We start from the raw sequence: 23,543 nt of genomic DNA on the forward strand, positions 1-23,543 counted from the left end.
GAACAGCATCCCATTTTGTTGAACACACTGCAACTACGTAACGTGGTTCTTTTCACCTATAAAAGCAGGATATTAGTAGGGGTTGGTCGAATATATCTAGAATATTACCTTACGCTATTGGATTAACGATTAAACGTAAAATTTTCAGGAGAAATAAGGAACTTTACCAAACTGTTCGTTAAACTACGTATGTAATATTTTTCTAGGAGGGTGAAAAATGCTATATAATCAGGATAATTATACAAGAGTCTTAATTACAGTGGGAATCATGATCTTCTGTTTGTTATTTCTTATATCGGGAGTGAACTTTAATAATATCTCACTAACTGAAGTGTTTAGAAGCATCTCGTCTGCTACATTACTTACACTTTTTTTTCATATTGCGTTTAAAAAATGGATCTGGAAATATCATTGGATACCTTTACTTAATCCTGTAATTGTCCTTGTCCCTAATCTACATGGTACATGGGAAGGAAAACTTCAATCCAACTGGATTGACTCTGAGACCGGAGAACAGGTACCACCAATTGAAATAACAGCATTCATTAGACAAAGCTTTATCTCAATAAGTGTGGAGATCCATACATCAAAAATGGTCAGTAAAAGCTACATAGCGGGAATTAAAACTGATGGGGATACAGAGACTCAAGAGCTCTGCTATTCTTATAGTAGCAAGGCAAATGCTGATACAATAGAAACTAATCCTTGGCATGAGGGAACAGCTAAACTAGAAATACATTCTGGCTCTAACCCAAAGCTGAAAGGTAATTACTGGACTTTACGAAAGACAATTGGAACGATTGAACTGCAACGTATAAACAAAAAAGTAATGAGATAATCAAATGAAGCGAGATTATTAGGAGGAACTCCATGAAATTTACAGAGAGACAGTTACAAACCTATGCGGCTCCCCTTAGTGAGTCGGAAGAGGAACGCTGTAAAAATGCAATCCGAATGATACGTGATGCAATGAAATTAATCGGTTATTCAGACAATAATAAGGAAATATACAAATATGAAGGTGAAACTCCAGCTTACGCATTAGAATTGAATGCTGCTAGCAATGGGCGTAAATTATTTTTACTTGTTCAGGGTTCTTACGCGAATAATACAAATGTACGCACTCAAAGTGATGTGGATGTAGCTGTAATATTAGAATCAACATTTATTCCTGAATACCGAGCCAATGTCAGCAAAGATAAATATGGTTTTTCAGATGGAACATTTACTGTTGAAGGGTTGAAAGATGAAGTTGAAAGAGCTTTAAAACTTAAGTTTAATAATGACGGTATCGAGCGTAATGATAAATCCATTAAGGTCAATGGAAATAGCTACCGTGTAGATTCAGATGTTGTACCCGCATATCGACACAGAGATTATCGAGGGGACTATACCTTTGATGCAAATAATTATGTTGGTGGGATAGAGATACGACCCGATTCAGGTGGGAGAATAATTAACTTCCCAGAACAACATATTAAAAATGGAAAACGCAAGAATTCTGAAACAAACCACAAATACAAAAAGCATGTACGTATTATGAAGAAGATGAAAAGTTTAATGGCGGAATCAGGATACTCAATTACCTCAAGTATTTCCTCGTTCGGCTTAGAATCTTTACTTTGGAATATTCCAAATTCTGTTTATGAAAAATACACCGCACACCGCTTCGTCTTCGATGAAATATTAAAATATCTAAAAAATAACTTTGAAAACTTTGAAGGTTACAAAGAAGCAAATGGAGTAAAACCTTTATTTACTTCAACTACTCAGCAAGATGACTACAAGGCATTCATAAGAATGCTAAGTGAATATTATCAGTATGATATTACAGAGACTTGAGGCGGGATTATGGAAAAAGAAGTTCTTAATTTGATAAAAAATGACCGGAGCAAGTAGTAGCTTGTCCAGTCATTTTTTAATTTGTTATCATCTGCATCGTTAAGTCTACCACTACTTATGGTACGGTTCCCCTCGATTAATTTTCACCGCCCGATAAATCTGTTCCACCAGCACCAATCGCATCAGCTGATGAGGCAGGGTCATCCTTCCGAAGCTCAGCTTCTGCTGGGCGCGGCGGAGGACCTCGTCAGAGAGACCATGACTACCGCCAATGACGAAGACAACATGGCTTGTACCGTAGGTGCCGAGCTTGTCCAATTCCTCTGCGAGTTCTTCTGAGCTCCACAGTTTGCCGTCAATGGCAAGCACGATGACATGTGCTTCACTTTTCACATGAGCAAGGATGCGCTCTCCCTCTCGCTCCTTGACCTGTCGAACCTCCGCTTCGCTCAGTGTGTCTGGAGCCTTTTCATCGGCTACTTCGATCATTTGGAACTTGATGTATGGCCCCAGCCGTTTAGCATATTCCTGAATGCCCATGACCAAATACTTCTCTTTTAACTTCCCCACACCTATAAGTTGAATAAACAAATTCCATACCCCTATCTATGTCGAATGATAATGTAAAATCGTATTTACGAACCCTAACATGAAAAAATACCTGTAACATAATTATTTTAGCACCTGAAACGCTTCTTACCTATCTATTTCCTCTCCACTACGAGCCTATTCCCTGTTCAAATTATAGCGGATCATTCATTTATGCTCTTCACAATGAAATGCCTATCCGTTTCGTATTCATCAAGACACTGTATTAGCATCTGTCGATATTCGCTGATTTGTTCCGCTGTCGCTGACTCACGCAGTGATTCGAACAATGCCGTACATCTCTTAAATTGACCATCATTACTCGACTGGTTGGCTAGTTGCATCGCCCGCACAGTAAGTCCCACTGCATCCTGTAATCTGCCACACTTCCGATAGTACAAAGCCAAGTGATAGCAGTAGCTATAATAGTAAGATACGTTCTCTGCGTCTTCATAACTCCCGAATTCATCAATCTGCTCTGCAAACGTATGTAAAATATCTGCCACATCCAAATGATACATAAGCGCTGCCTGTAATATGGTATTCAGCCCCGGTAATATTTCCTCTAGATTATCCTGCAAAAAGGCTACGTATTCCTTAACAAGACCTATATTTCCAGACAAAATATCCACTGCATATAAATTAGTTTTAGCTAAAAACCTGAATTCCTCAACAACCTGACTGTCTTCTTCCTTTAGATCCTCCATCCATCCTAGCTCAGCATACTTATAGATGCACTCCCTTGCCTGCTCATATGCACTCTGGTTTTGGTGAGCCATTCCACACATCAGGTGACTGAATCCAAAATAATATACCAACGGACGTTCTAAATTGACATGTGGGATGGGTAAATTCATTGCTTTATGATACTGCCGTTCTTCGTAGATGCGCTGGACACATTGGTATAAAATATCCGCCGTCTCCATTACCTTTTTCCAATTTTCAAAAGCCACAGCCATCTCCAACATTTCAACAATGATGTCCGGTTTGAGTGATTTCAGGATAGAAGTTCTCAAAGAGGGTTCCTCCTTTAAAATGACTAGGATAAAAAGCACTCGCTCTTAATATATTCCTTTGTGAAACTCCAAATAAGTAGTACAATAAATTAACTATAGTACTTAATCGCAGTTTTTTCAATAAATTTTACCGCCTTTATGTCTCTGCTAATTACATCGATACTCTCCTAACCTTTAGGAGAGGTGGCTAATATGACAAAATTACGGAATTCGGTTGGAGAAAGAATTAGAACGATTCGGAAGGCTAAGGGATTAACACAGCAACAACTTGCAGAACTTTCAGGATTAGATGATGCATATATCGGATCGGTAGAGCGTGGCGAAAGAAACTTTTCGATTGATACCTTGGAGAAAGTGTTAACTGCCTTAAACGTGTCTATCAGTGAATTAATGTTTTCCAAAGAACATATGACTAAAGACGAAACTATTCGGCAAGAGGCAATAGATGAGTTTGTTGCGTTGACCAGCAGATTGAATGAAGAGCAAATCGGGATTCTCAGACGAGTTAGTAAAGAAGTCTCACGCGCGTTCGAGTAAGCCATTCCACTCTAAAAAAGCCTTGAATAAAACCAAAAAAGAGCACCTCACAGGTGCCCTTCTAACCCTCAATAAAAAAAATACTCAAGCGTACAACATAAAAAAGCTCACTTCATGCCCCAATTGCTTCAGATAATTATAAATCTGCGAACGGTGATGGAACACATGGGTCACGGTCTCGATCTGCCATTGAACCTGCAAATGCCCATGCTCCATATAGAAGGCCTTCGTCGAACGGTTCAGATAATCTTCCTCGCTAAGCGAAAGAATGTAAGCCTTATAAGCCTCAAAATTCTGCCTGAAAGTCGCAGCCAAGCGCTCGGGATCTTCCACCCCGGACAGGCTGTTTTCAATGCTTCCCACTTCACCCTCAGACTTCTCCTGCATGATCGCAAGATCCGAAGCAGGAATAAGCACAAAGTGATGCACTAACTCCAGCAGCGAGCGGAAATTGTCCTGTGGACGAAAGCTCCAATCCTCTGGACGTATTTTACGAATCAAGGCTTCCCCCGTCCGTACTCCAGTCTCCAGCTCATTCAGCAGATGATCGCGAACTTGCAGTGTTCCACTCATGTTTTCATCTCTCCTTTGCCATTCTTGTTCATATTTTGAGTATAGCCGAAGCCTCTGGGCGTGTATTGTAAAAATCGGACAACTTCCGTAAATCCTTAGCAGCGGTAAGCGGATAATCGCCATAAAACCTGCGAAAATCGCGAATTAAATGCGCCTGATCGAAAAAGCTGTGCTTCAATGCCAGCTCCGTCCAATCCAGGCCCCCGCCGCTTTGGATACTGTGTAGAACGCTCTGGAAGCGGACGACTTCACTGAACTTCTTCGGGCTGATCCCGATCCATTGCCCAAACTTGCGGTTAAGCTGCCTTTCACTGATCGCCTCACGCTCCGCCAGCTCCTTAACCCCCACACTCCCACCGCTCATGAAGATGCGATGCAGCAGATTTTTCATCAGGTCACAATCGTTCGTACGTTGGCGCAACAGAAGCTGGTTAAGATACTCATCCATTATGCGCACCCGTTCATTGAAATCCCGCGCTTCCAAAATGCGCTCACCTATGACGGCGATGCTTTCAGGCCAGAGATCTTCCAAGCGATAATTACCGCCTGTAAACAAGTGAGTCGGCATGCCGTGAAAATAATGTGCACCACCCGGAAAAAATCGCACCGCAAAAATGCGTGTCTCGGACTCTGCTTGTCTGGCAGATACAAACGGATGCGTAAACGTCCCGCAATATGACATATCCTGACGCTTACTCACCGAGTCGTATTCTAATAGAATATCCGTACAGCCGTCAGGTAATACCCGATCCACTGCCTCTTCTTCCTCCATCCAACTCAATGAAGCTGCGTCTCTAGCCGTCGGACCAGACTCCCAATAGCAAGCTACGTAAGCTCTCAGCGCAACAGACGGCTTTTGTTCGATATAATATGTGGAGGGATCACTTCCATTGACTTGAAGTGGACGAAATAGTGAATGCAGCAAAGGGTCCATCCATCGCTCACTCCTGTCTCAGCACGTAGTGGAAATAAATATAGCTCTATGTATGGGGTATTTTCGCAATAAATCCTAGCATACAAAAAGGACGTTTCTGCCCGAAACGCCCGTGCTTGTTTTTATACGACCAAAAATTCTGCTTTGCTCTCACATTCCTTGCACTTCACCGGAGGGTCCCAATCCGAAAATTTCGTTTCCTTGAGATCGACGACATCCGGTGCATCCTCGTATTCATCGACGAACATATCAATTGCCAGTTCCACATGCTCTTTACATACCACGTACATCCCAGTTGCATCCCTTTCCGTATATGAAGCTCTTTCTGTTGTAGGTGTGTCAAAACCGCCTTCTTTTGTTCTACCACACTTGACGCGGAAAGGAAAGAGCCGGTCCTCTATCTCTGACGTTTGGTTTTAAAAATGAGAAAATTAGTGACATTCAAGTCCTCGCGAAAATGGGGATATTTCTCCAACATCTCGGCAGACGGCTTGGGTTCGACCATCCCTTCCAACAGCAAACCTGACTCAATAACGGCCTGTACATAGCTGCCCAGTGTGCGGTGAAAGTACAAGAGCTTTTCCTCCTGATCATAAGGCATATCTTGCTCCAATGCGCCTTCGCTGAAATAGCGGTTAACTTTCCAGTGCAGCTTTTTCCCTGCCTCATCCTTCACCCATCCACTATCCGGCGTCTGAAAGCATGGGTGTAAAATAGAAAAAATAAAGCGGCCCCCTGGCACCAGCAACCGCCGTATTTCCGCAATCGCCTGCTCATAATCCTCCAAGTCCTGTATGACCATATTGGATGCGATCAGGTCAAAGCTTTGATCCCCGAACATCTCCAGCTTCTCCAGATTACCGTGATGATACGTGATCCCCAAATCTGACGGTGTCCGCTTTCTTGCCAGCTCCAGCATTTTCGGCGAATAATCGACACCTTCCACCAGCGCACCCGCCTTGACCATTTTCCGGCTCAGATAACCTTCACCACAGCCGGCATCCAGCACTTTTTTACCCGCGAGGGTGCCCATGCATTGTTGCAATGCAGGATTCAACAGCACTTCGCGAGAGCGATCCCCTTCTTCAGTGTATCTGGCGGTAAAATTCTCTGCATGCATATTCCAGCGTCGAATGGCCTCTTCCGTGTCCCACTTATTCATATTCATCTCCTTCTTTCTCCTGTATTTATGAATCCACGCTACTCTACTTTCCGCGTAGGGCCATAGATTCTACACTCATTCCTACATTTTTTCAATAACAACGCTTACAATATTAAAATATCTAATTATGACATGATTTTCCCATTAATTATATAGGTATTCTATAATGGAATAGTATGGTAGTATCTCAATGGAAAGCGCTTTCAAAAATAACTTTGTAAAGGGGCCTGCCTGTTATGTTAAAACGAAGACCCGTTTCATTGCTGTCGTTGACGCTTGCCATCACTCTATTATTATCCATGTTTGCGTCCGTTGCCGCTGCTGCCGAATCTGACGGACAAGCACCTCAAGCCACCGCTGCAAGCAGTATGCAATCGTATGTGGAAGCCATGCAGCCGGGATGGAATTTAGGAAATTCTCTGGATGCTGTCGGAGCAGATGAGACAGCCTGGGGCAATCCGCGTATTACCCAGGCGTTGATCAAGCAAATTGCTGCCCAAGGGTACAAAAGTATTCGTATTCCGGTTACCTGGGATAAACACATAGGAGCAGCACCGAATTATACCGTTGACGCTGCCTACATGAACCGTGTGGATGAGGTTGTTCGCTGGGCACTGGATGCCAATCTGTACGTCATGCTCAATGTCCATCATGATTCATGGTTATGGGTCAGCAGTATGGAGCCCAAGCATGATGAAGTGCTGGCTCGTTATAACGCATTATGGACACAAATTGCCAATCGCTTTAAAGATCAGCCAAACAAGCTGATGTTCGAGAGCATTAACGAACCCCGTTTCTCCGAAGGAGGAACGACGAATGAAGCGAAAATGAACCAGATGCTCCAAGAACTGAATGTTTCCTTCCACAAAATTGTCCGCGCCTCTGGCGGTAATAATGCAACCCGCCCACTTGTTCTGCCCGGCCTGGATACTTCACCTGCCCAGAACAAAATCAACGAACTGTACAACACGATAACCAAGCTGAACGATCCCAACCTGATTGCGACCATTCACTATTATGGCTATTGGCCTTTTAGTGTGAATATTGCCGGATATACTACATTTGAGAAAGATACCAAAAACGATATAATTCAAACCTTTGATAATGCCTATAACACCTTTGTAGCCAAGGGCATTCCGGTCATCGTCGGTGAATTCGGCCTGCTCGGCTTCGATAAAAATACAGGCGTTATTGAACAAGGTGAAAAGCTGAAATTCTTTGAATACCTGACTTATTATATGAAAGAGAAAAAAGTAACAGGCATCCTCTGGGATAACGGCCAACATTTTAACCGCACAACGTTCAAGTGGTCCGATCCTGAACTCTTTAATGTCATGAAATCCAGCTTAAAAGGACGTTCCTCCAATGCAGTCAGTGACCTCATTCACTTGAAGAAAGGCACTTCCGTTCAGGATGCCAAGGTCACTTTAAACCTGAACGGCAATCAGTTGAGCACACTCAGCGCCAATAGCAAGCAACTGAAACAGGGTACCGACTACACACTGAGCGGAGATAAATTAACCTTGAAGGCCAGCTTGCTTACCGGCCTAACCACTTCCGGTAAATATGGTGAGAATGCAGTAATTAACGCCAAGTTTAATAAGGGGGCAGACTGGAATTTTAAAGTAGTCGTGTATGATACACCAAAATTAAGCGCTACCGAGGGTACTACGCAAACCTTTACCATTCCAACGGACTTCCGTGGCAGCCAGCTTGCCACAATGGAAGCTGTTTATACCAATGGCGGCAATGCCGGACCGCAGGACTGGACACCGTATAAGGAATTTGGCAACACCTTTGCCCCTGCCTATGATAGCAATGGCATCAAGCTGCTGCCTGAATTTTTTAACAGTGTAAAGGATGGTGAAGTCACGCTGAAGTTCCATTTCTGGAGCGGCGATGTGGTAACATACAAGATTACCAAGAGCGGAACCCGTGTGACGGGAACAGCATCCTAAGCTAAAACACAACCGACAAACTGAAAAGGCGTTCCCGGAAAATGAGCCGGAGAACGCCTTTTTTATCGTTATACCTATAAGTTAAACCTTAGCCTTCCGGCTTATCCGTTAATCTCAACGTCACCGTTTCTTCCTTGCCTGCCCGGTAAAAGGTAACTTTCAGCTCGTCGCCAATCTTCTTGTTATCGTACAAGTAGCGGCGCAAATCAAGCGTGGAGTTAATCGGTTCACTATCGAACGCGGTAATGACATCGTTCAGCTTCAAGCCCGCCTCCTTGGCAGGGCCGTGAGCCTCCAGAACAACCGCACCGTCCTTTACGGTGTCAGGCAACTTGAGTTCCTTGCGCTGTGTTTCATCCAGCGGAGCATACTCATTATTGAGGTCGACCGTGTATACCCCCAGATAAGGGCGGGTAATTTTCCCATCCTCAACCAGTTCATTCACCGTCTTCATGACCTCGTTGGCCGGAATCGCGAAGCCGAGTCCTTCCACACCGGTATCGGCAATTTTCATCGTATTGATGCCTATCACACGTCCGTCCAGATCGACCAGCGCGCCGCCGCTGTTTCCTTCATTAATGGCTGCATCGGTCTGGATGACATGCTGTTCCCAGTCATATACGCCATCCTGATTAATGGAAATGGGGATAATCCGATTCGTATAGCTCACAATACCAGATGTGAGCGTATCGCCCAAGCCAAGCGGATTACCAATGGCAATCACAGTCTCGCCCAGACGAAGCTTACTGGAATCACCGATATCCGCTATCGTGCTAATGCCCTTATCGTCTACCGCCAGCACTGCGATATCGCTAATGCGATCCTTGCCGATCAACTTCGCCTCTTTTTTGACACCATCCACAGTTACAATCTCCAGATCATCCGAGCCTTCGATCACATGGTTGTTCGTCATAATGAAGGCTTTACCGGAAGCTATCCGGAAAATAACACCCGATCCAAGCGCTGACGGCTCCGTGCTATGTCCGTCTTCCCCTTTCAGGTTCACGATGCTGACGACGGCTGGACGTACCTTGGCTGCCGCCTGCACAATCCGGTCATACGGGTCACCCGCCGCTTGGCGCATGGGATAATGACTTGCTCCGGTTACTGCTGTAGTGGAGGGCAGACCTGTAATAAAGCTGAACAGCAGCACCGCAACCACCGCACTGACTGCACCGCTAATGACAGCAGCCTGCACCGGACTTACTCCGCGCTTCCTGTACGGCCAACGTCCCTGTCCTCCGCGACGTGCCTTGAATGCCTTTTTTTTAGCCGCACGTGTGGATACCCTCGTTGAATAAAAATCGTCATCAAACAAGCCCATGTTCATCCTCTCCCCTTCGTTGTCATGCACCGACACTCACTAAAAAATTAGGGCTATTCGGGCTTGCGCCAACCTATGCTACAGAGACTCGCTCCGTTTGAACGCCAAAATGGATTGAATATCCCCCATGACCGAAAACAGCAGATTATTTCAGCCTACTTATTAATCACCACAAATGGGGCCTCCCTAAGCATCCTGATCTCATAAACCAGCATACACGCCGCAATCCACTCCGAATAGAGGAAAAAGGAGGAATGATTTCCAAATCAATTGACTACAATAGTAACAAGTCTTCTATTCTATTACAAAATGATCGTCTCATAGAGACGTTCTGGCCTGTTCCCGTTCGGTTGTAACAGCTTATGCTTCTGATACGAGCTTTCTTTCAGAAAGCTTTCAGTTGTTAGCTTCATTGTATCACAGCACCCGGCAAAACCAAGCTGATCCCACGCCATTTTTCAAATATTTTAACAGGAGGAATGTATGATGAATCAACATCGCTCAGCAATGGATGAAGTTCGTATGGCTGCCAAGCTTGCGGATCTGAAAGACGAGCATTACCGCAACACTCTGGCGTTAAGTACACTCATTGAGCTACTGGTGGACAAAGGCATTGTGACCCGCGAAGAGGTAGAACGCAAAGCCGCCGAGCTGGACAGCTTTATGGCTCACTTACCTTATCCCACGGTGTAGGGCGATCATAATACGTATCGCACAATCGGAACTCACTGTCCTTGTAAAAGCAGCCACGGTCCTCCATCGCCCCGCGGACCGTCAGCTTTGCCAGCTCCATCATATTGTGGTCGCGGCTCAAATGCGCCAAATACGTTCGCTTCGTCCGTCCCGTCAGCAGCTCGCTAAGAATCGCGCCCGCCATCTCATTGGATAAGTGACCGATATCGCTGAGAATACGGCGCTTGATGTTCCATGGATAACGCCCCATGCGCAGCATTTCCACATCATGATTAGACTCCAGTACCAATACATCTGCATCTGAAATAGCCTGTTTCACCTTGTCGCTGACATAGCCGAGATCGGTGGCTACGCTGAGCTTCTCTGCGCCATCGTAAAAGCTATAGCCCACTGGCTCAGCCGCATCATGGGATATACCAAAAGACTCTACACGCAACGATTCAAATTCGCGTGTTGCGCCTGTCTCCAATATTCTGCGGTTATCGTCCGCGATCTGTCCGACAGCATTGCTGATGGCAAACCACGTCTTCTCATTCGCATACACAGGTAAATTATATTTACGCGCCATGGCGCCTAGTCCTTTAACATGATCAGAATGCTCATGCGTGACCAAAATACCATCCAACTCTTCTCCGCTCAGATCGCGTTCCTTCAGCAGTTCATCAATACGCTTCGCGCTGAGACCTGCGTCGATGAGTAATGTCGTGTCTTCGTTCCGGACAACGGTGGCGTTGCCGGTCGAACCGCTCGACAGCACGGTAAATGAAATCCCCATATCTGTTCAAGACCCTTCTGTTTGTTCTGTCTTTGGACTAATGACATCTCCGTTCATCTGCACGTAATACACGCCTTGCCCGTTATCCAGTATAAACCGCCATACAGGCGCAGCTACCTGGCTATCCGAGTTAAAGGTTTGTCCGTAATAACCCAGCCGGATATCCTTCACAATCGCATCACGCGGCAAATAACTGTCAATCAACCTTGCCAGCGCCTTGGATGCGGGCAGCATTTTCTTCGCTTCATCTGAGGGCTGGAGAATCACCTGGATTTTGCGATACCCGGTAATCTTCTGATTGCTGTAAAACAGGGCCAGCTTCACATTAAACAGCGGCCATTTGTCCTGTACCAGCGGGTGTAGCACAAAAGCATCTGCCTGTCCGGATGTAAGCTCCTCCTGAACATCCAGCGGATCATACTGGTAGTTGTCAATGTCCCTGATTTGCGGCTGCAATGCCTCAACCAGCGCATCGTGGGTGAATACCAGCTTGCTGTCTACCGGCTCCGGTAACTTCACACGCTCATCCTTTTCCCCACCATGAACATACGTGTAGGAAAGCTTGGGCAACTGCGGGGTATCCCCGGGAATCGGAGCCAACACCTGAATGCTCTTCTCTTCCATTAAGCGCTGCGTATTTTCATCCAGCGAAGTAAAATCCAGATTCGGCCCCGCAGCTTCCTGTGCATCATGCCACAGCTGGTAACCCAGTACCGCATTGAGCAGCAAAAACGTGCAGATCAATACGTTTTTGGCGCGGCTCCAATCCATTCCCGTTCCCCCTTTCTGCTATAACCCTAGCCATGCTTTATCCCTTTGCTGGTGCTATGCTGCGTGAGCAGCACGAAATCTGAATCCGTCACTTCTTCACCGCCTGAGATTGCTGCGTTTGCGGTGTACTCGATGTTGTCGCCGTCACTGCCACAGCGTGAATCTCTGCCACAGAACCGTCGCCCAACGTAATCCGCCACTCAGGAACGAGCTTTAACCCATCATTGATCAGCTCCGGCTGATATACAGGGGTCAGATCTCTAATCGTTTTCCCTTTAGCTACAGCTTCCAGCTGCTTCTTCAAGGCTTCGCCACCCGGAAGCATAACCTTCTTCGAGGATTGTTCGCCGCCCTTGAGATACAACAGCGAGCGATCATAGACGGATGCCGTTTCCTGCTGGATTTCCAACAAAATCGTGCCAAACCGGAAGGATGGCGTATCCAGCACCGGATAAGATCCGTAATACTGCTGGAACAGCACATTGGTACGGTTCTCGTCGCTGCTTCTCATTTTCAACTGATACGAAGCATCCCAACCGCCATGCTGATTCACAAAATCAACCGCGGCCAGCACATCCCTCACCGAGCTGCTTCCGCCCGCCCCCGGTGCACTGGGATCGGTATAGCTCATCCAACGCTGCTCCTGCTTAATTTGCAGACTGCGCTTGCTGTCCGTATATATTTGGGAACCGTCCTTCTCCTGAATATTACGCGTAATCCCTGGATCGAAAAATAAATTCCGCTGCATCTGCTCTGTCGTGAATAACCCGGCATACACCACGGGCTGCACCGTCTCCAGGTTATCTGCCGGAATGTAGTACTGATTATCCACCAGCTCGTACAACGGGGCATTTTTACCGAAATTCACATGCTGCCGGATATCCTCCATCGTCATGTCAAACTGATTCGCCTCATACACCACATCGCCTCTGGCACTGAAAAAGAGGGCGTGCGGCTTGGCATTTTTCTCATCTATATAGATCCAGATACGATTAATCGTCTCTCCCTGAAACACGGAATCCGGCGTCAGACGCATAACTCGCTCCAGTAATGAAACCGGGACACCGCCTGAAAACGTTAATTCCATGCCCTCATTCTCGCTGCGAATCCGCGCCCAATCTGCCGACTGGATACTCCGACGTTGAAAGCTGTTAAAGCTCCGGCTTTCCAGCCGTGTAAAAATCAAATCATAGAAAGCAACGCCCGGATAAAAAACGGTATGCTTGTTTTGCCCTTGGTGAATCAGCATTTTATCGGGAAACACGAGCTTTTCAATCTTTTTCTCCTGTCCCATGCTCTCGGTTTTGACATAGTTCGTCTCCGAAGTAAGTACAGAATCACTGCCTGGAAGACGATAAATCAAAAAATAACTCTGTATCAGGCTGGAAGCAACCAGCAAAATAAGCGCCCATGACTTCAAACGTTCCTTCACTGTGCTTCCCTCCCTTCACTTGGCATGGGGAGCGTAAAGGTCGTGCAGGTCCCTTGACCATATTCTGACTCCAGAAAAATCTGGCCTCCATGCGCCTTTACAATTTCCCGGGCAATCGACAGCCCTAGTCCCGTACCGCCCATATTGCGCGATCTGGCCTTGTCCACACGGTAAAACCGTTCAAAAATTCGGTCCAAATCCTTTTTGGGAATCCCTATCCCGGTATCCTGTACCGAAATAGACAGCATCCCCTCACTATTACGGCGAGCTTCAATCCGAATATTTCCGCCCTCCGGTGTATATTTCAAAGCATTGGACATCAGATTGTCCAACACCTGCTCAATTTGATCCCGGTCAATCACGGCCTTGCCGATCCCCTGCTCCACGAACATTCCAGACCGGATATGCTTTTGCTTCATTTGAAAAGAAAACCGATCCGCGACTTCGTCCAGCATTTCCATTACATCCGCAGGCTGCATCCGCAAGGGCGCTTCATTGGAATCCAGCCGCGACAGATGCAGCAAATCCGTGACTAACCGGATCATACGCTCCGTCTCGTTGCGGATCACGCCTACGAAGCGCTCCGCGAGCTGCGGTTCACCCATTGCGCCGTCATCCAGCGCTTCCGCGTAGCTGCGGATCGTCGTCAACGGGGTACGCAGCTCATGCGATACATTCGCTACGAACTCCCGACGTGTCGTCTCCATTTCCTCCTGCTCCGTCACGTCCTGAAGCACGGCAATCGTTCCCGTGATGCCAAATTCCCGCCGATGAATCGGCGTGAACGTCACACGGATGACGATCGGCTCGTCCTGACCCGCTGGCTCCAGCTGCAAGAGCGTGGAAGCCGAAGAACCGCTGTACAGAGCCTCGGTTTCCTCCGGGTCGATACCGAGCAGCACCGCGATATGTCTGCCGGTCATTTCGTTCTCGTTCACGCCCAGCATCGCGCTGGCTCGGCGGTTGACCAGAATAACCCGGCCATTGTCATCTGTAGCGACCACTCCGTCACTCATGTTGGTCAAGATGGAGGAGAGCTTTTCCTTCTCCTCTTCATTTTGCGACAGCGCCTCACGCAAGCGGCCTGTCATATAGTTAAAGGCCACGCTGAGCCTGCCGATCTCATCATCACCAAACACAGGCATCTGCTGGTCGAATTTTCCCTCGGCAACCTCTGTCGCATGACGCGTCATCACCTTGATCGGGTGCGTAATCGTATGCGCCAGCACCACGCCCAGCACAGCCGTCAACGCCAGTGCAATCAGCATGCCTGAAAGAAACACATTGTTAATGCGTTTCATCGTATCGTACAGCTCCGTCATCGAGGCGGCGATATACACTGCGCCAACAATCTTGCCTTGGCTGATGACGGGCTTGGCGACGACCTTCTTGCGGACATTATCCTCGTCCACCATGTACTCCTCGTTGTCACGGATACCTTGGAGTGCACGGCTGACCACCGTCTGCGTATTTTTGCGTCCAACATAATCGGCGTGTGAGCCTTGTGAAGTAATCAGCACCTTGCCGCTGGCATCCAACACCTGAATTTCTGCGCCGCTAAAATCAAACAGATTGTTCACGCGTGCGCGCAGACTTTCCACGCTGTCTTCCTCCATTTTACCGTCACTGCCGTTCAGATCCTGCTCTGCCAGCACAGACAGCATTTCCGCCCGCGCCTGCAAGTCCTGTGTAAAGTTGCTCGTCAAAGAGTTCTTCATCGAGCTGACAAAATAGACCCCGATCAACTGCATCGCCACTAAAATCAACAGCACATAAATAATGATCAGCTTCGCATGAATAGTGCGAAAGAAAGACAGCCATCTCATGCCCGCAGGCCACCTTTGCCCCCGCTAATAATGTATCCGAGTCCACGGCGCGTCAGGATCGTCTCCGGCTTGCTCGGGTTTTCCTCAATCTTCTCACGCAGCCGACGGATCGTCACATCCACCGTCCGCACATCCCCGTAGTATTCGAAGCCCCATACCGCCTGGAGCAAATGCTCCCTTGTCATGACCTTCCCGGCATTTTTCGCCATATAATACAGAAGCTCATACTCCCGGTGCGTCAGATCGAGCGGTGTACCGTTTTTGTAAGCTGTATACATATCCGTATCAAAAAATAGGTCCGCCACGCGCAGCCCCTGCTTCTCTTCCTGCGAGCGGCTTTCCGACGTGCCTGCCCCGCCGCGCTGCTGTCTGCGCATCTGTGCCTTCACCCGCGCCAGCAATTCCCGTGTGCTGAACGGCTTCGTCACATAATCATCTGCGCCCAGCTCCAACCCCAGCACCTTGTCGATTTCCCCGTCTTTAGCGGTCAGCATAATAATCGGCGTCTGGAGTTGATGCCCGCGCACCTCACGGCACACATCCATACCGTCCATCCCCGGCAGCATCAGGTCCAGCAAAATCAGGTCAGGCTGCTGCTTGACCGCGATATCCACCGCGCTGATTCCATCGAAGGCGCAAATCACCTGATAGCCCTCTTTTTCCAAATTAAATTTCAAAATATCAGCGATAGGCTGTTCATCATCCACCACCAGAATCGTTCCCTGCATACAGCGCTCACCTCTTCTCACGGATCATGTTATATATTAACTTTCGTTTGTCAGTGTCCATAAGCTGCTTATTCTATTCTACCATACCCACACGCCATTCCATCACTTGTCCAGCCTCTTTTTCTTACACGAAAAAAGCCATGCCTGCACCTGCTGTTAAGCATGCAGAAAAACATGGCCTTTCCCTTCGATCCTCATGAATCATCAATAACTCATCGTTATAAACAATCCATCTATCTTAAATACGTCATTGGATTGCGTGCCGTATTGTCTTTACGAATTTCAAAATGCAGATGTGTTCCTGTCGAGCGTCCCGTATTGCCCATAACTCCGATCGACTCGCCTTGCTGAACCACCTGTCCCACATGAACGCCAATGCTGCTCAAATGCCCGTATACCGTTTGGTAGCCGTTGCGATGGTCGATCATAATGACATTGCCGTAGCCATTCTGCTGACCTGCAAATGTAACTACACCTTCATCCGATGCGTGAATGTCAGGACTGCCGACCAAATCGACACCCTCATGCATACGTCCCCAACGTGCGCCAAAGCTGCTCGACATCGTTGCGCCGGATACCGGCCAAGCGAACTGTCCCGATCCTTCGCCTACGACCTTCGTTCCTCTCAGAACCACCTCGGTAACAGACGGCTGCAGTACCTTTTGACCGAGCCATTCCTCTTGCACAACCTCCCCGTTCTCCTTGGTCAGACGGTAATCCATTTCCTTCAAGCCTGCCTGTCCAGGTCTGACGACCTTGGTAACTCCTGCTTTCAGTTCGTCACTTTGGCGAACCTCAATCTCAGGCTCGATGGCAATCTGCTCGACGACCTTCTCCACCGTCCGGACCGTAACTGGAGCCTTGGGAGCGGTAAGCTTTAACTCATCCCCGATTTGCAGATACAGCTCACGCGCGCCGGGGTTGTTCTGCTTAATCTCCCAAGCAGTCATATTAAATTTATTCGCAATCGACGACAAGGAATCGCCTTCCTGTACCGTATACGTTACAGGTGCCTCACGCGCCTCAGTCAGTGCTTTAACCGCTTCTGCCTCCGTCAGCACCTTGTTGGGGTCCGCTTTTACAGGCTCATACGCAATTTTCTCACGAATACTGGCAGACTCCAACCATGCTTTAGGGGTTTTGCTACTGGCACTTGCATGACTACTGCCCACGGATGTTTTGCGAACCAGTCCCTTGATACCTGTAGCCGTGCCCTCACCCGCAGGTGTATATTTCTTCTGCACTTGCTTCAAAGCAGCCTGTGCAGTCGCTTTATCCTTCACAATACCGACCGTCTGGCCGTTAACCTTTACTTCTACTCCTTTGGCATACGCGGTCAGCATCCCGTCCAGCTTCTTCAGTGTTGCTCCGCTATCGATATCCACTTTATACGCCTTTTCAATGCCTGTCGTTACCGCGCTTGTATTGAGCACCATGTCCACACCGGGATACTTATCCTTATACTGTTTGCTCTTCGTGGCATACAGCTGCTTTAGCTGCTGCTCATTCAAGATATTTCCGACCTCGACGCCCTTTACATACACTTTATAATAAGGGACCGTATTGGCCCCGACATATTGATTACCAGCAAAAATAAGACTGCCTGCAATCACCACACCACCTGCGGTCCAGCTCAACCATTTTCTCCGTCCGTTCCACCACATTGCTATTTTTCCTGCTGCTCCAGCAGGCTTGTCTTCAACGCTTGAGTCTTCATTCCTGCTGTCTGGTGAATGCTTCCCCTTAAAAACCTCCATGATTCTCTCCTTTTCAGCATATCTTATCTCTATATAAATGCGTTCGTTATTGGTTTTTCTCGCTATGAATCTAGCCTGTACCTACAAGTATCTATGATATTAGTCGCTATCTATCATTGCATAGTTGCGTAAAAGGTTTCAAAATTTTAACCTTTTCGCGACACTGTTTACTTTAACATAGCTTTTACAAAGAATTCAACTCCACTCCAATTCCTTCCTGACACGCAAAAAAATCCGCGCCCGGCGCGGATTCCACAGTCCTGTTTGTGAGCATGAGCATGACCCATAGTCGAATCGTTACTATTTAAGCATACCCATCAGCTTGTTGTACTCTTCTTTCGTTAGATATTTCGCGAGCACCTGCTGAATATCCTGAAGCTCCTGCTCAGTCAGGCCGCCTTCCATGGCGGCTGATATTTTCTGCATTTCCTCCGGCGGCAATTTACTCATCAGAATCGCAAAAATTTCCTGCTTCTGCTCGGCGGGTAAACTGTTTTTCTTTTCCGTCAAATTGTCGGGCGTGATGACCAGGTCATGACCTTCAATACTCGTTTCAGGTGTAGCTGTACCTCCTGCGCTGCTCCCACTCTCATCTAATCCCTGTCCCATGACAGATAAAGCATCATCAGGCGGTGTTACGCTTTCCGAACCGCCGCCCGTAGCTTTGTTTTTTCCCGTATCTGTACTTTTATCGGTGCCAGAGCTTCCATTCAGCCAGCCCAATCCCCATACTGGCTGATGATCCAGTTGAATGTTAAACTGCCTTAGCAGCGATTGAACATAGGCATTCACGACCACACCTGTTACCGCCAGCGTTAAAGCGCTGACCAGCACCACTGTCATTCCTTTTTTAAGCAGCCATCCAAGCCACCTCATATCCCGTTACCTCCTTATACGCATCTTGCCATGTGTGCATCATGAAGTGCATATAGATCAGTATTGACGAGATATGACGATTTTTAACCCTTGGAATATGTAAAACTAGCACGATTAGATAGTAGATGTGATTCTTCCGCGGATCAGCGCGTACGACGCACCCAAAAATGGAAAATGTCGCTGCGGACATAATCCAGCGAATACAACACCTGTCTGTTCAGCTCATCATAATGAAGCTGCTTGAGCAGTAACACCGTGGCCTGCGGATGCTTCAACAGACGCGTCATATGGGCATCGTCATGACTCGGGACGGTAAGCTCTGAATAAGCGCCAACGATTCGTACCCCGGCTTTAAGTTCCAGACTTTGAAAAAGCGAGCCTGAAAAAGACCCGCCGTCCAAAATCGAACCTGCTAATGTCTCCGGCATCCAATTTATCGAGTGTGCTACTGCTTCCCCATCGGCTGTGCGAGTACGCTCCAGAACGATCATGGGCTCATTCTCGGAAAACCTCATTCGTTCGGCAATGTCAGGAGGACAAACCGTCATCCTCTTGATAGATTCCAGCTTCTCGTCTTCCCGCAACCCTGCCGAACGAATCATGTCACCGATGCTGTACAGGCGGTCCAGCGAGCTTGGAATGCTCGGCAGCGGGCAAGTAGCGAACGTACCACTCCCGTGCTTCACCAGCAGCTTGCCTTCCGTTTCCAACTGGCGGACGGCTCCCCGTAGCGTCGCACGCGAGACGCAGAACAATCGGGAAAGTTCAGCTTCCGAAGGCAGCCTCTCGCCCGGCTCAATTTGGTTGACCTCTATATATTCCTCTATAAGCTGCTTAATATTTTCTTGTTTAGTTGACACCGTCCAAAGCCCAGCCTTTCTATTATAGTGACCTGAGTTCAAGTGATATACATCGGATTTGTAAAGGCAATCATCGTGACGCAATCTTCCATATATCCATATAATTCGGCTCGCACCCAGCCTTTTCCTGTTGGATTTTGTAATGACAGCGTATATTCACCTGATTGAGCAGGGATATAAGTTTCGGAGCATACCCCCTGGCCGCTTGTCAGCAGAAGGCGAAGGTTCTGAGGTTCAAGGTTGTAATGGGCTGCTCTTGTTTCCACATCCAATTGAACCGTCACGGACAGTGAATCCTCCCCAGCCAGCTCTACACATTCGCCGATACCATACCGCTTATCGCTGTCATTAATTTGTGCCGACATTGTCAGTAACGGTCCCATCGTAACCGACACCGAACCGAGGCGGATCGCCTCAACTGCCCGGATTGCCAAGCTCTCTTGCTCCTCTGCTTCACTATGAACACCCAGATACGTGACAGCCGGAAGTGCATCATCCGGTTTAGATACATGCCAGTCCCGACCGCTTACCGCCGTGATGCGATACCCCTGATTCAACAAATCCGTCCACATGGCAAACGCCCGCTGGCTATCCCGCTTAATAGACGGCATGAGCGTTGACCAGACCTCAATATAATCGACCTCATGCCAGTCCTGAATGCTGTACTCCCAAAAGCACCCCGTACAGATCGGACTCCCGATTCTAAACGGATGGGCAAGCCCTGCAATCCCTCCTCGCTCATGCACCTGCCGGATTCCCTCATGAATGTCATCCGGCCCCAGCACTCGCCAGTCAATAAAGCGGTCTACCCCAAGCGTCAACATATGCCCGTAAAAGGTCGTCCACTCCATTCCTGAAATGATCGGGACACCGTACTGCTGCTGAACCCGTTCCTGATCCACAAGTGCCGACTGGGTGTTGTGATCCGTCATAGCGATGCATTCAAGCCCGAGGTCCGCTGCGCTTTGAGCAAGCTCCTCCAGCGTTTGTTTCCCGTCGCTGTGAAGTGTATGGGTATGAAGCTCAGCCGGAATCCATTTAAGCATATGTAGCTTCCTCCCCCAATACGTGGATTTGGTAAACAAGCGTCTCGGTCACAACGGCATGCAGACTGACGGTAATCCGCCACATGCCCGCCGGATTATCTCCTGCAAGGAATCCCGGCGAAGCCGTGGACGAACCGAGCCAATGCTCCTGCTGCATCTCGGGACGGTGTGCATTTCCCCGGTGGCGGAGAGGGTCATCGACAGACAGCGTCAATAAATTTTGCAGCGGCATGTACTTCTTCCACAGATCTGGTGAATGTCCCGGTTCGTCGTATCCGTATTTGCTCATGCTTTCCTCAATAATTTCTCGCGCTTGCTCTTGATCCTCCAATAACTTGGGGGTGTAAGAGAAGAGAATGCGGATCGTGTCAGTCGGCTGCGGGATGTGAAAAGAGTACGTAATATGGCTCTGGGTGCAAGTTCTATCGACCGTTCCTTCCACATATAGTAGCCTGCTCATGACTCCCCATCCTGGCTTGTCGGGTCATCCACAGCATGGTTCACAGTATGATTTGCAGTAGGGTCGCCAGCACCCGCTCCGTCTTTGTCTGCTACCCATAGAATACCCGTTGGATGATCCCGCGTTAGCTCAATCACCCGGTCCGTACGAATACCAGGAAACTGCGGCAGGTTTTCCTCGTTTAGCGTAAAAGCATACAGTCCGGCCACTTCCATGCTGTCCGCACCGCCCTCCAGCAATACGGCTCTGATTTCGGCTATATCCTCAAGCACAGCCTCTCCAGATGACTTGACCGTTGTAGAAAAATGCGACTCTGCCCCCTCATAAGCAGCCCTGAAATCACCCAGTCGCAGATCATGATAGCACGATGAATACCACTGCTCCGAGCCGCGAAGGCGAAGCTGGATATCCACACAGGCATCTTCCTCGCGTCGGTTAAAGCCCGGCTTGGACGCTGGAGACGATTCACCGCTGGAATCCCTTAAGGGGCGTTTTGAAGTCTGGATAAATACATAGCTGCGCTGGTGGGCAAGCATAATGGAAGACGCATTTGACGGCATTTCCAGCTCCTGCTGACGCTCCATCTCCCACCCAGTGACCTGATAGGCAAAAGGAAAACGGCTCATGACCGCCTCACGCGGCTCTTCCTCTGGCTTCCATTGGAAAGCAGGCGGCAGCATAAAACGATAGCCCGATGAAATGTTATCTTTAAAGTTTCCATTCGTCGTTGCGGATTGGAGAACAGGATGCCCGCCCAGATCATAATTACCTTTAAACGCAGTTGTAATGTGATGTGCGCCTTGGAAAACAGCATCCAGAACGTTGCCCCCGGCATCCAGCTCGACGCGGTACATCCATTCGATATCGGTGGTTCTTCCCCATTTGCTCATAAGCAGCGGTGCGGGCGTTCCTTCATCCTCATGGCTGTACATCATCTGGTATTCAATGACCGTTTTCTCCTCATTCTCTTCCATGGAATAAAACAGAACAAGCGGTGTATCCGTAAACCGGTTCTCATAGGGATGCGACAGATTGCGTCCGTATAAAAGTGGGGTGTGGCGATAAATCAGCGATCTTGGAGAGGAATCAGCCACGCAGCGCAGTTCGACCCCGTCGATCCATGCTCTGGATACAAGCGGAGCCGACTCCAGTTCGCGAAATTCGGCATAGACCTCATAATCGCCTTCTTTCAGATACCCCAACAAACGGGTGTACACTCCCTGACTGCTGCCATAATACAAAATAACATCCTGATTATAGGCTTCGTTCAGATAGAGGCGCACGAAGGCGGATTCCCGATCTGTAGCAGCCCAGTCACTGTCCGATCTGGCGAGCAGATCAAGCTCCGCGAACCCGTCTTCAGGCATGGAAAACGTGAACCGGAATCCGTTCCCCGGACTAAGTTCAACCTCCGCTTTGTGTAAGGAAATCCGATACCCGCAATCCAGCAGATCCTTTTCCCACACTCGCCCACTAAACCCGGTAATCTGCACCTCTGCTTGGCTGTTCATCCCTGTAACCTCCTTAGTGTATAGCGGCTGTTTAGCTCGCATCCGCATCCTTCACCATTGTCCGAATATAAAAGTAGCCCATAAAAGAACACAGCAAAAACATAAACACTGCCATAGCGCTGGCTGTATGCGTCTCCTGATAGCTGGAGAATACCTGCTGCATCGCGACACCCAGCACCTGTGGCGAGTTTGCACCAATCAGGAACGGAGCCGTGAAGCTGCCCATAATCCCCATAAAGATGAAGGTCACCGCAACCCACATCGTTTTGTAGGAAAGGGGTAAAATAAAGCGCCCAAACAGTTGCAGCGTGCTGGCTCCCGCGTCTCTGGCACTCTCCACAACAGCGTTTGGAATGCTGGCCAGGGCCGAGCTTAGCAACATGGTGGCGAACGGAATGTTAAACCACAGATTAGCCAGCACCAAACCTTTGTAGTCGTAAATAATCCTCGGAATGGTTTCAATCCCCAGCGGCAACAAAAGGCGTGCAGCCCAGCCATGATTGCCGTACATCGTAATGATCGCATACGTTGCAATTACGCCGGGAACAAACATCGGGACAAAATACAATCGGCCGATCCATTTGACAACAAAACCTTTTCCAAATCGCAGATAAACCGCCAAAGCGTAGCTGATGACTAATGTGAGGGCCGTCGAGACCAGCGTGACATTGATCGTATATATAATGTTTTTTCGCATCGCAGGCTCCGTAAACAGGCGGATATAGTTCGCCAGCCCGTAGCCCGTTCCCTGCTGATCAATCAGACTTTCCTTTACGGCATAGAGAATCGGAATAATGACGACAACCAGCAAAATGAGAAAAGACGGGATGACCAGGGCAAGCCCCAGCATCCCCCTTTTGGACGATGAACTCAT

At 48.2% G+C, this 23,543-nt stretch carries 24 protein-coding genes; 5 read left to right on the forward strand and 19 right to left on the reverse strand.

What is annotated here, in order from left to right; translation table 11 throughout:
• Positions 1 to 217 precede the first annotated feature (217 nt).
• Both HPL003_RS07015 and HPL003_RS07020 read left to right on the forward strand, forming a co-directional pair.
• On the forward strand, positions 218 to 838 hold the full coding sequence (locus tag HPL003_RS07015; protein WP_014278948.1) for a Cap15 family cyclic dinucleotide receptor domain-containing protein: 621 nt from the start codon (positions 218 to 220) through the stop codon (positions 836 to 838).
• A gap of 32 nt (positions 839 to 870) precedes the next feature.
• On the forward strand, positions 871 to 1,842 hold the full coding sequence (locus HPL003_RS07020; RefSeq protein ID WP_014278949.1) for a nucleotidyltransferase domain-containing protein: 972 nt from the start codon (positions 871 to 873) through the stop codon (positions 1,840 to 1,842).
• Between the two features lie 111 nt (positions 1,843 to 1,953).
• Here the strand turns inward: HPL003_RS07020 and rlmH are convergent, their stop codons facing one another.
• Positions 1,954 to 2,433, reverse strand: a complete 480-nt coding sequence (gene rlmH / locus HPL003_RS07025) for a 23S rRNA (pseudouridine(1915)-N(3))-methyltransferase RlmH (protein ID WP_013312768.1) — start codon at positions 2,431 to 2,433, stop codon at positions 1,954 to 1,956.
• Between the two features lie 161 nt (positions 2,434 to 2,594).
• The gene (locus HPL003_RS07030) at positions 2,595 to 3,446 is read right to left on the reverse strand and encodes a hypothetical protein (RefSeq protein WP_014278950.1); all 852 of its coding nucleotides are present in this window, start codon (positions 3,444 to 3,446) and stop codon (positions 2,595 to 2,597) included.
• A gap of 192 nt (positions 3,447 to 3,638) precedes the next feature.
• Between HPL003_RS07030 and HPL003_RS07035 the strand changes: the two genes are divergently transcribed.
• Positions 3,639 to 3,983, forward strand: a complete 345-nt coding sequence (locus tag HPL003_RS07035; protein ID WP_014278951.1) for a helix-turn-helix domain-containing protein — start codon at positions 3,639 to 3,641, stop codon at positions 3,981 to 3,983.
• Between the two features lie 84 nt (positions 3,984 to 4,067).
• Here the strand turns inward: HPL003_RS07035 and HPL003_RS07040 are convergent, their stop codons facing one another.
• The 4 genes from HPL003_RS07040 to HPL003_RS07050 form a co-directional block, all read right to left on the reverse strand.
• Complete coding sequence (locus tag HPL003_RS07040; RefSeq protein ID WP_014278952.1) at positions 4,068 to 4,556, reverse strand: DinB family protein; 489 nt, start codon at positions 4,554 to 4,556, stop codon at positions 4,068 to 4,070.
• Positions 4,557 to 4,584: 28 nt separating this feature from the next.
• Positions 4,585 to 5,490, reverse strand: coding sequence for an AraC family transcriptional regulator (locus HPL003_RS07045; RefSeq protein WP_014278953.1), 906 nt, complete (start codon positions 5,488 to 5,490; stop codon positions 4,585 to 4,587).
• 122 nt (positions 5,491 to 5,612) lie between these two features.
• Positions 5,613 to 5,780, reverse strand: coding sequence for a CxxH/CxxC protein (locus tag HPL003_RS27365; protein ID WP_014278954.1), 168 nt, complete (start codon positions 5,778 to 5,780; stop codon positions 5,613 to 5,615).
• 107 nt (positions 5,781 to 5,887) lie between these two features.
• A complete protein-coding gene (locus HPL003_RS07050) occupies positions 5,888 to 6,652 on the reverse strand; it encodes a class I SAM-dependent methyltransferase (protein WP_043922588.1) in 765 nt (254 codons plus the stop codon).
• Positions 6,653 to 6,888: 236 nt separating this feature from the next.
• Here HPL003_RS07050 and HPL003_RS07055 point away from each other — a divergent pair, with 236 nt between their 5' ends.
• Positions 6,889 to 8,610 carry a cellulase family glycosylhydrolase gene (locus HPL003_RS07055; protein ID WP_014278956.1) on the forward strand — a complete coding sequence of 574 codons (1,722 nt, stop codon included), beginning with the start codon at positions 6,889 to 6,891 and terminating at the stop codon, positions 8,608 to 8,610.
• Between the two features lie 88 nt (positions 8,611 to 8,698).
• Here the strand turns inward: HPL003_RS07055 and HPL003_RS07060 are convergent, their stop codons facing one another.
• Entirely contained in the window at positions 8,699 to 9,934 is a 1,236-nt protein-coding gene (locus HPL003_RS07060; RefSeq protein ID WP_014278957.1) for a S1C family serine protease, read from the reverse strand.
• A 486-nt stretch (positions 9,935 to 10,420) separates the two neighbouring features.
• On the opposite strand from HPL003_RS07060, the gene HPL003_RS07065 reads away from it, so the two are divergent.
• Positions 10,421 to 10,627 carry a hypothetical protein gene (locus HPL003_RS07065; RefSeq protein ID WP_014278958.1) on the forward strand — a complete coding sequence of 69 codons (207 nt, stop codon included), beginning with the start codon at positions 10,421 to 10,423 and terminating at the stop codon, positions 10,625 to 10,627.
• Here the strand turns inward: HPL003_RS07065 and HPL003_RS07070 are convergent.
• The 12 genes from HPL003_RS07070 to HPL003_RS07125 all read right to left on the reverse strand — a co-directional run bounded on the left by HPL003_RS07070 (position 10,596) and on the right by HPL003_RS07125 (position 23,543).
• Positions 10,596 to 11,402 carry an MBL fold metallo-hydrolase gene (locus HPL003_RS07070; protein WP_014278959.1) on the reverse strand — a complete coding sequence of 269 codons (807 nt, stop codon included), beginning with the start codon at positions 11,400 to 11,402 and terminating at the stop codon, positions 10,596 to 10,598. The genes HPL003_RS07065 and HPL003_RS07070 overlap by 32 nt on opposite strands.
• Positions 11,403 to 11,408: 6 nt before the next feature.
• Positions 11,409 to 12,173 (reverse strand): two-component system regulatory protein YycI, encoded by a 765-nt coding sequence (gene yycI / locus HPL003_RS07075; RefSeq protein ID WP_014278960.1) that lies wholly within the window; start codon positions 12,171 to 12,173, stop codon positions 11,409 to 11,411.
• A gap of 88 nt (positions 12,174 to 12,261) precedes the next feature.
• The gene (locus HPL003_RS07080; protein WP_014278961.1) at positions 12,262 to 13,605 is read right to left on the reverse strand and encodes a YycH family regulatory protein; all 1,344 of its coding nucleotides are present in this window, start codon (positions 13,603 to 13,605) and stop codon (positions 12,262 to 12,264) included.
• On the reverse strand, positions 13,602 to 15,431 hold the full coding sequence (gene walK, locus HPL003_RS07085) for a cell wall metabolism sensor histidine kinase WalK (RefSeq protein ID WP_014278962.1): 1,830 nt from the start codon (positions 15,429 to 15,431) through the stop codon (positions 13,602 to 13,604). The genes HPL003_RS07080 and walK overlap by 4 nt, the downstream gene beginning before the upstream one ends.
• On the reverse strand, positions 15,428 to 16,159 hold the full coding sequence (gene yycF / locus HPL003_RS07090) for a response regulator YycF (RefSeq protein ID WP_014278963.1): 732 nt from the start codon (positions 16,157 to 16,159) through the stop codon (positions 15,428 to 15,430). The genes walK and yycF overlap by 4 nt, the downstream gene beginning before the upstream one ends.
• Positions 16,160 to 16,392: 233 nt before the next feature.
• On the reverse strand, positions 16,393 to 17,916 hold the full coding sequence (locus HPL003_RS07095; protein WP_014278964.1) for a M23 family metallopeptidase: 1,524 nt from the start codon (positions 17,914 to 17,916) through the stop codon (positions 16,393 to 16,395).
• Positions 17,917 to 18,216: 300 nt separating this feature from the next.
• On the reverse strand, positions 18,217 to 18,792 hold the full coding sequence (locus tag HPL003_RS07100) for a hypothetical protein (protein ID WP_014278965.1): 576 nt from the start codon (positions 18,790 to 18,792) through the stop codon (positions 18,217 to 18,219).
• 143 nt (positions 18,793 to 18,935) lie between these two features.
• Positions 18,936 to 19,652 (reverse strand): GntR family transcriptional regulator, encoded by a 717-nt coding sequence (locus HPL003_RS07105; protein ID WP_014278966.1) that lies wholly within the window; start codon positions 19,650 to 19,652, stop codon positions 18,936 to 18,938.
• Positions 19,653 to 19,690: 38 nt separating this feature from the next.
• Entirely contained in the window at positions 19,691 to 20,698 is a 1,008-nt protein-coding gene (locus HPL003_RS07110; RefSeq protein WP_014278967.1) for a CehA/McbA family metallohydrolase, read from the reverse strand.
• The gene (locus HPL003_RS07115; RefSeq protein WP_014278968.1) at positions 20,691 to 21,158 is read right to left on the reverse strand and encodes a hypothetical protein; all 468 of its coding nucleotides are present in this window, start codon (positions 21,156 to 21,158) and stop codon (positions 20,691 to 20,693) included. Before HPL003_RS07115 ends, HPL003_RS07110 begins: the two co-directional genes overlap by 8 nt.
• The gene (locus HPL003_RS07120; RefSeq protein ID WP_014278969.1) at positions 21,155 to 22,669 is read right to left on the reverse strand and encodes a hypothetical protein; all 1,515 of its coding nucleotides are present in this window, start codon (positions 22,667 to 22,669) and stop codon (positions 21,155 to 21,157) included. Before HPL003_RS07120 ends, HPL003_RS07115 begins: the two co-directional genes overlap by 4 nt.
• A gap of 31 nt (positions 22,670 to 22,700) precedes the next feature.
• Positions 22,701 to 23,543, reverse strand: a complete 843-nt coding sequence (locus HPL003_RS07125; protein ID WP_043922325.1) for an ABC transporter permease — start codon at positions 23,541 to 23,543, stop codon at positions 22,701 to 22,703.

It is taken from the genome of Paenibacillus terrae HPL-003 (assembly GCF_000235585.1).
GTDB classification, from domain to species: Bacteria; Bacillota; Bacilli; order Paenibacillales; family Paenibacillaceae; genus Paenibacillus; species Paenibacillus terrae_B.

Excerpts from the sequence above, each read along its gene's own strand:
- yycF (WP_014278963.1), bottom strand. The coding sequence starts at position 16,159 with ATGCAGGGAACGATTCTGGTGGTGGATGATGAACAGCCTATCGCTGAT.
- HPL003_RS07020 (WP_014278949.1), top strand. The coding sequence starts at position 871 with ATGAAATTTACAGAGAGACAGTTACAAACCTATGCGGCTCCCCTTAGT.
- HPL003_RS07045 (WP_014278953.1), bottom strand. The coding sequence starts at position 5,490 with ATGGACCCTTTGCTGCATTCACTATTTCGTCCACTTCAAGTCAATGGA.
- HPL003_RS07015 (WP_014278948.1), top strand. The coding sequence starts at position 218 with ATGCTATATAATCAGGATAATTATACAAGAGTCTTAATTACAGTGGGA.
- HPL003_RS07100 (WP_014278965.1), bottom strand. The coding sequence starts at position 18,792 with ATGAGGTGGCTTGGATGGCTGCTTAAAAAAGGAATGACAGTGGTGCTG.
- HPL003_RS07110 (WP_014278967.1), bottom strand. The coding sequence starts at position 20,698 with ATGCTTAAATGGATTCCGGCTGAGCTTCATACCCATACACTTCACAGC.
- HPL003_RS07040 (WP_014278952.1), bottom strand. The coding sequence starts at position 4,556 with ATGAGTGGAACACTGCAAGTTCGCGATCATCTGCTGAATGAGCTGGAG.
- HPL003_RS07115 (WP_014278968.1), bottom strand. The coding sequence starts at position 21,158 with ATGAGCAGGCTACTATATGTGGAAGGAACGGTCGATAGAACTTGCACC.
- HPL003_RS07035 (WP_014278951.1), top strand. The coding sequence starts at position 3,639 with ATGACAAAATTACGGAATTCGGTTGGAGAAAGAATTAGAACGATTCGG.
- HPL003_RS07055 (WP_014278956.1), top strand. The coding sequence starts at position 6,889 with ATGTTAAAACGAAGACCCGTTTCATTGCTGTCGTTGACGCTTGCCATC.
- HPL003_RS07125 (WP_043922325.1), bottom strand. The coding sequence starts at position 23,543 with ATGAGTTCATCGTCCAAAAGGGGGATGCTGGGGCTTGCCCTGGTCATC.
- HPL003_RS07060 (WP_014278957.1), bottom strand. The coding sequence starts at position 9,934 with ATGGGCTTGTTTGATGACGATTTTTATTCAACGAGGGTATCCACACGT.
- yycI (WP_014278960.1), bottom strand. The coding sequence starts at position 12,173 with ATGGATTGGAGCCGCGCCAAAAACGTATTGATCTGCACGTTTTTGCTG.
- HPL003_RS07070 (WP_014278959.1), bottom strand. The coding sequence starts at position 11,402 with ATGGGGATTTCATTTACCGTGCTGTCGAGCGGTTCGACCGGCAACGCC.
- walK (WP_014278962.1), bottom strand. The coding sequence starts at position 15,431 with ATGAGATGGCTGTCTTTCTTTCGCACTATTCATGCGAAGCTGATCATT.
- HPL003_RS07050 (WP_043922588.1), bottom strand. The coding sequence starts at position 6,652 with ATGAATAAGTGGGACACGGAAGAGGCCATTCGACGCTGGAATATGCAT.
- HPL003_RS07120 (WP_014278969.1), bottom strand. The coding sequence starts at position 22,669 with ATGAACAGCCAAGCAGAGGTGCAGATTACCGGGTTTAGTGGGCGAGTG.
- HPL003_RS07095 (WP_014278964.1), bottom strand. The coding sequence starts at position 17,916 with ATGGAGGTTTTTAAGGGGAAGCATTCACCAGACAGCAGGAATGAAGAC.
- HPL003_RS27365 (WP_014278954.1), bottom strand. The coding sequence starts at position 5,780 with ATGTACGTGGTATGTAAAGAGCATGTGGAACTGGCAATTGATATGTTC.
- HPL003_RS07065 (WP_014278958.1), top strand. The coding sequence starts at position 10,421 with ATGAATCAACATCGCTCAGCAATGGATGAAGTTCGTATGGCTGCCAAG.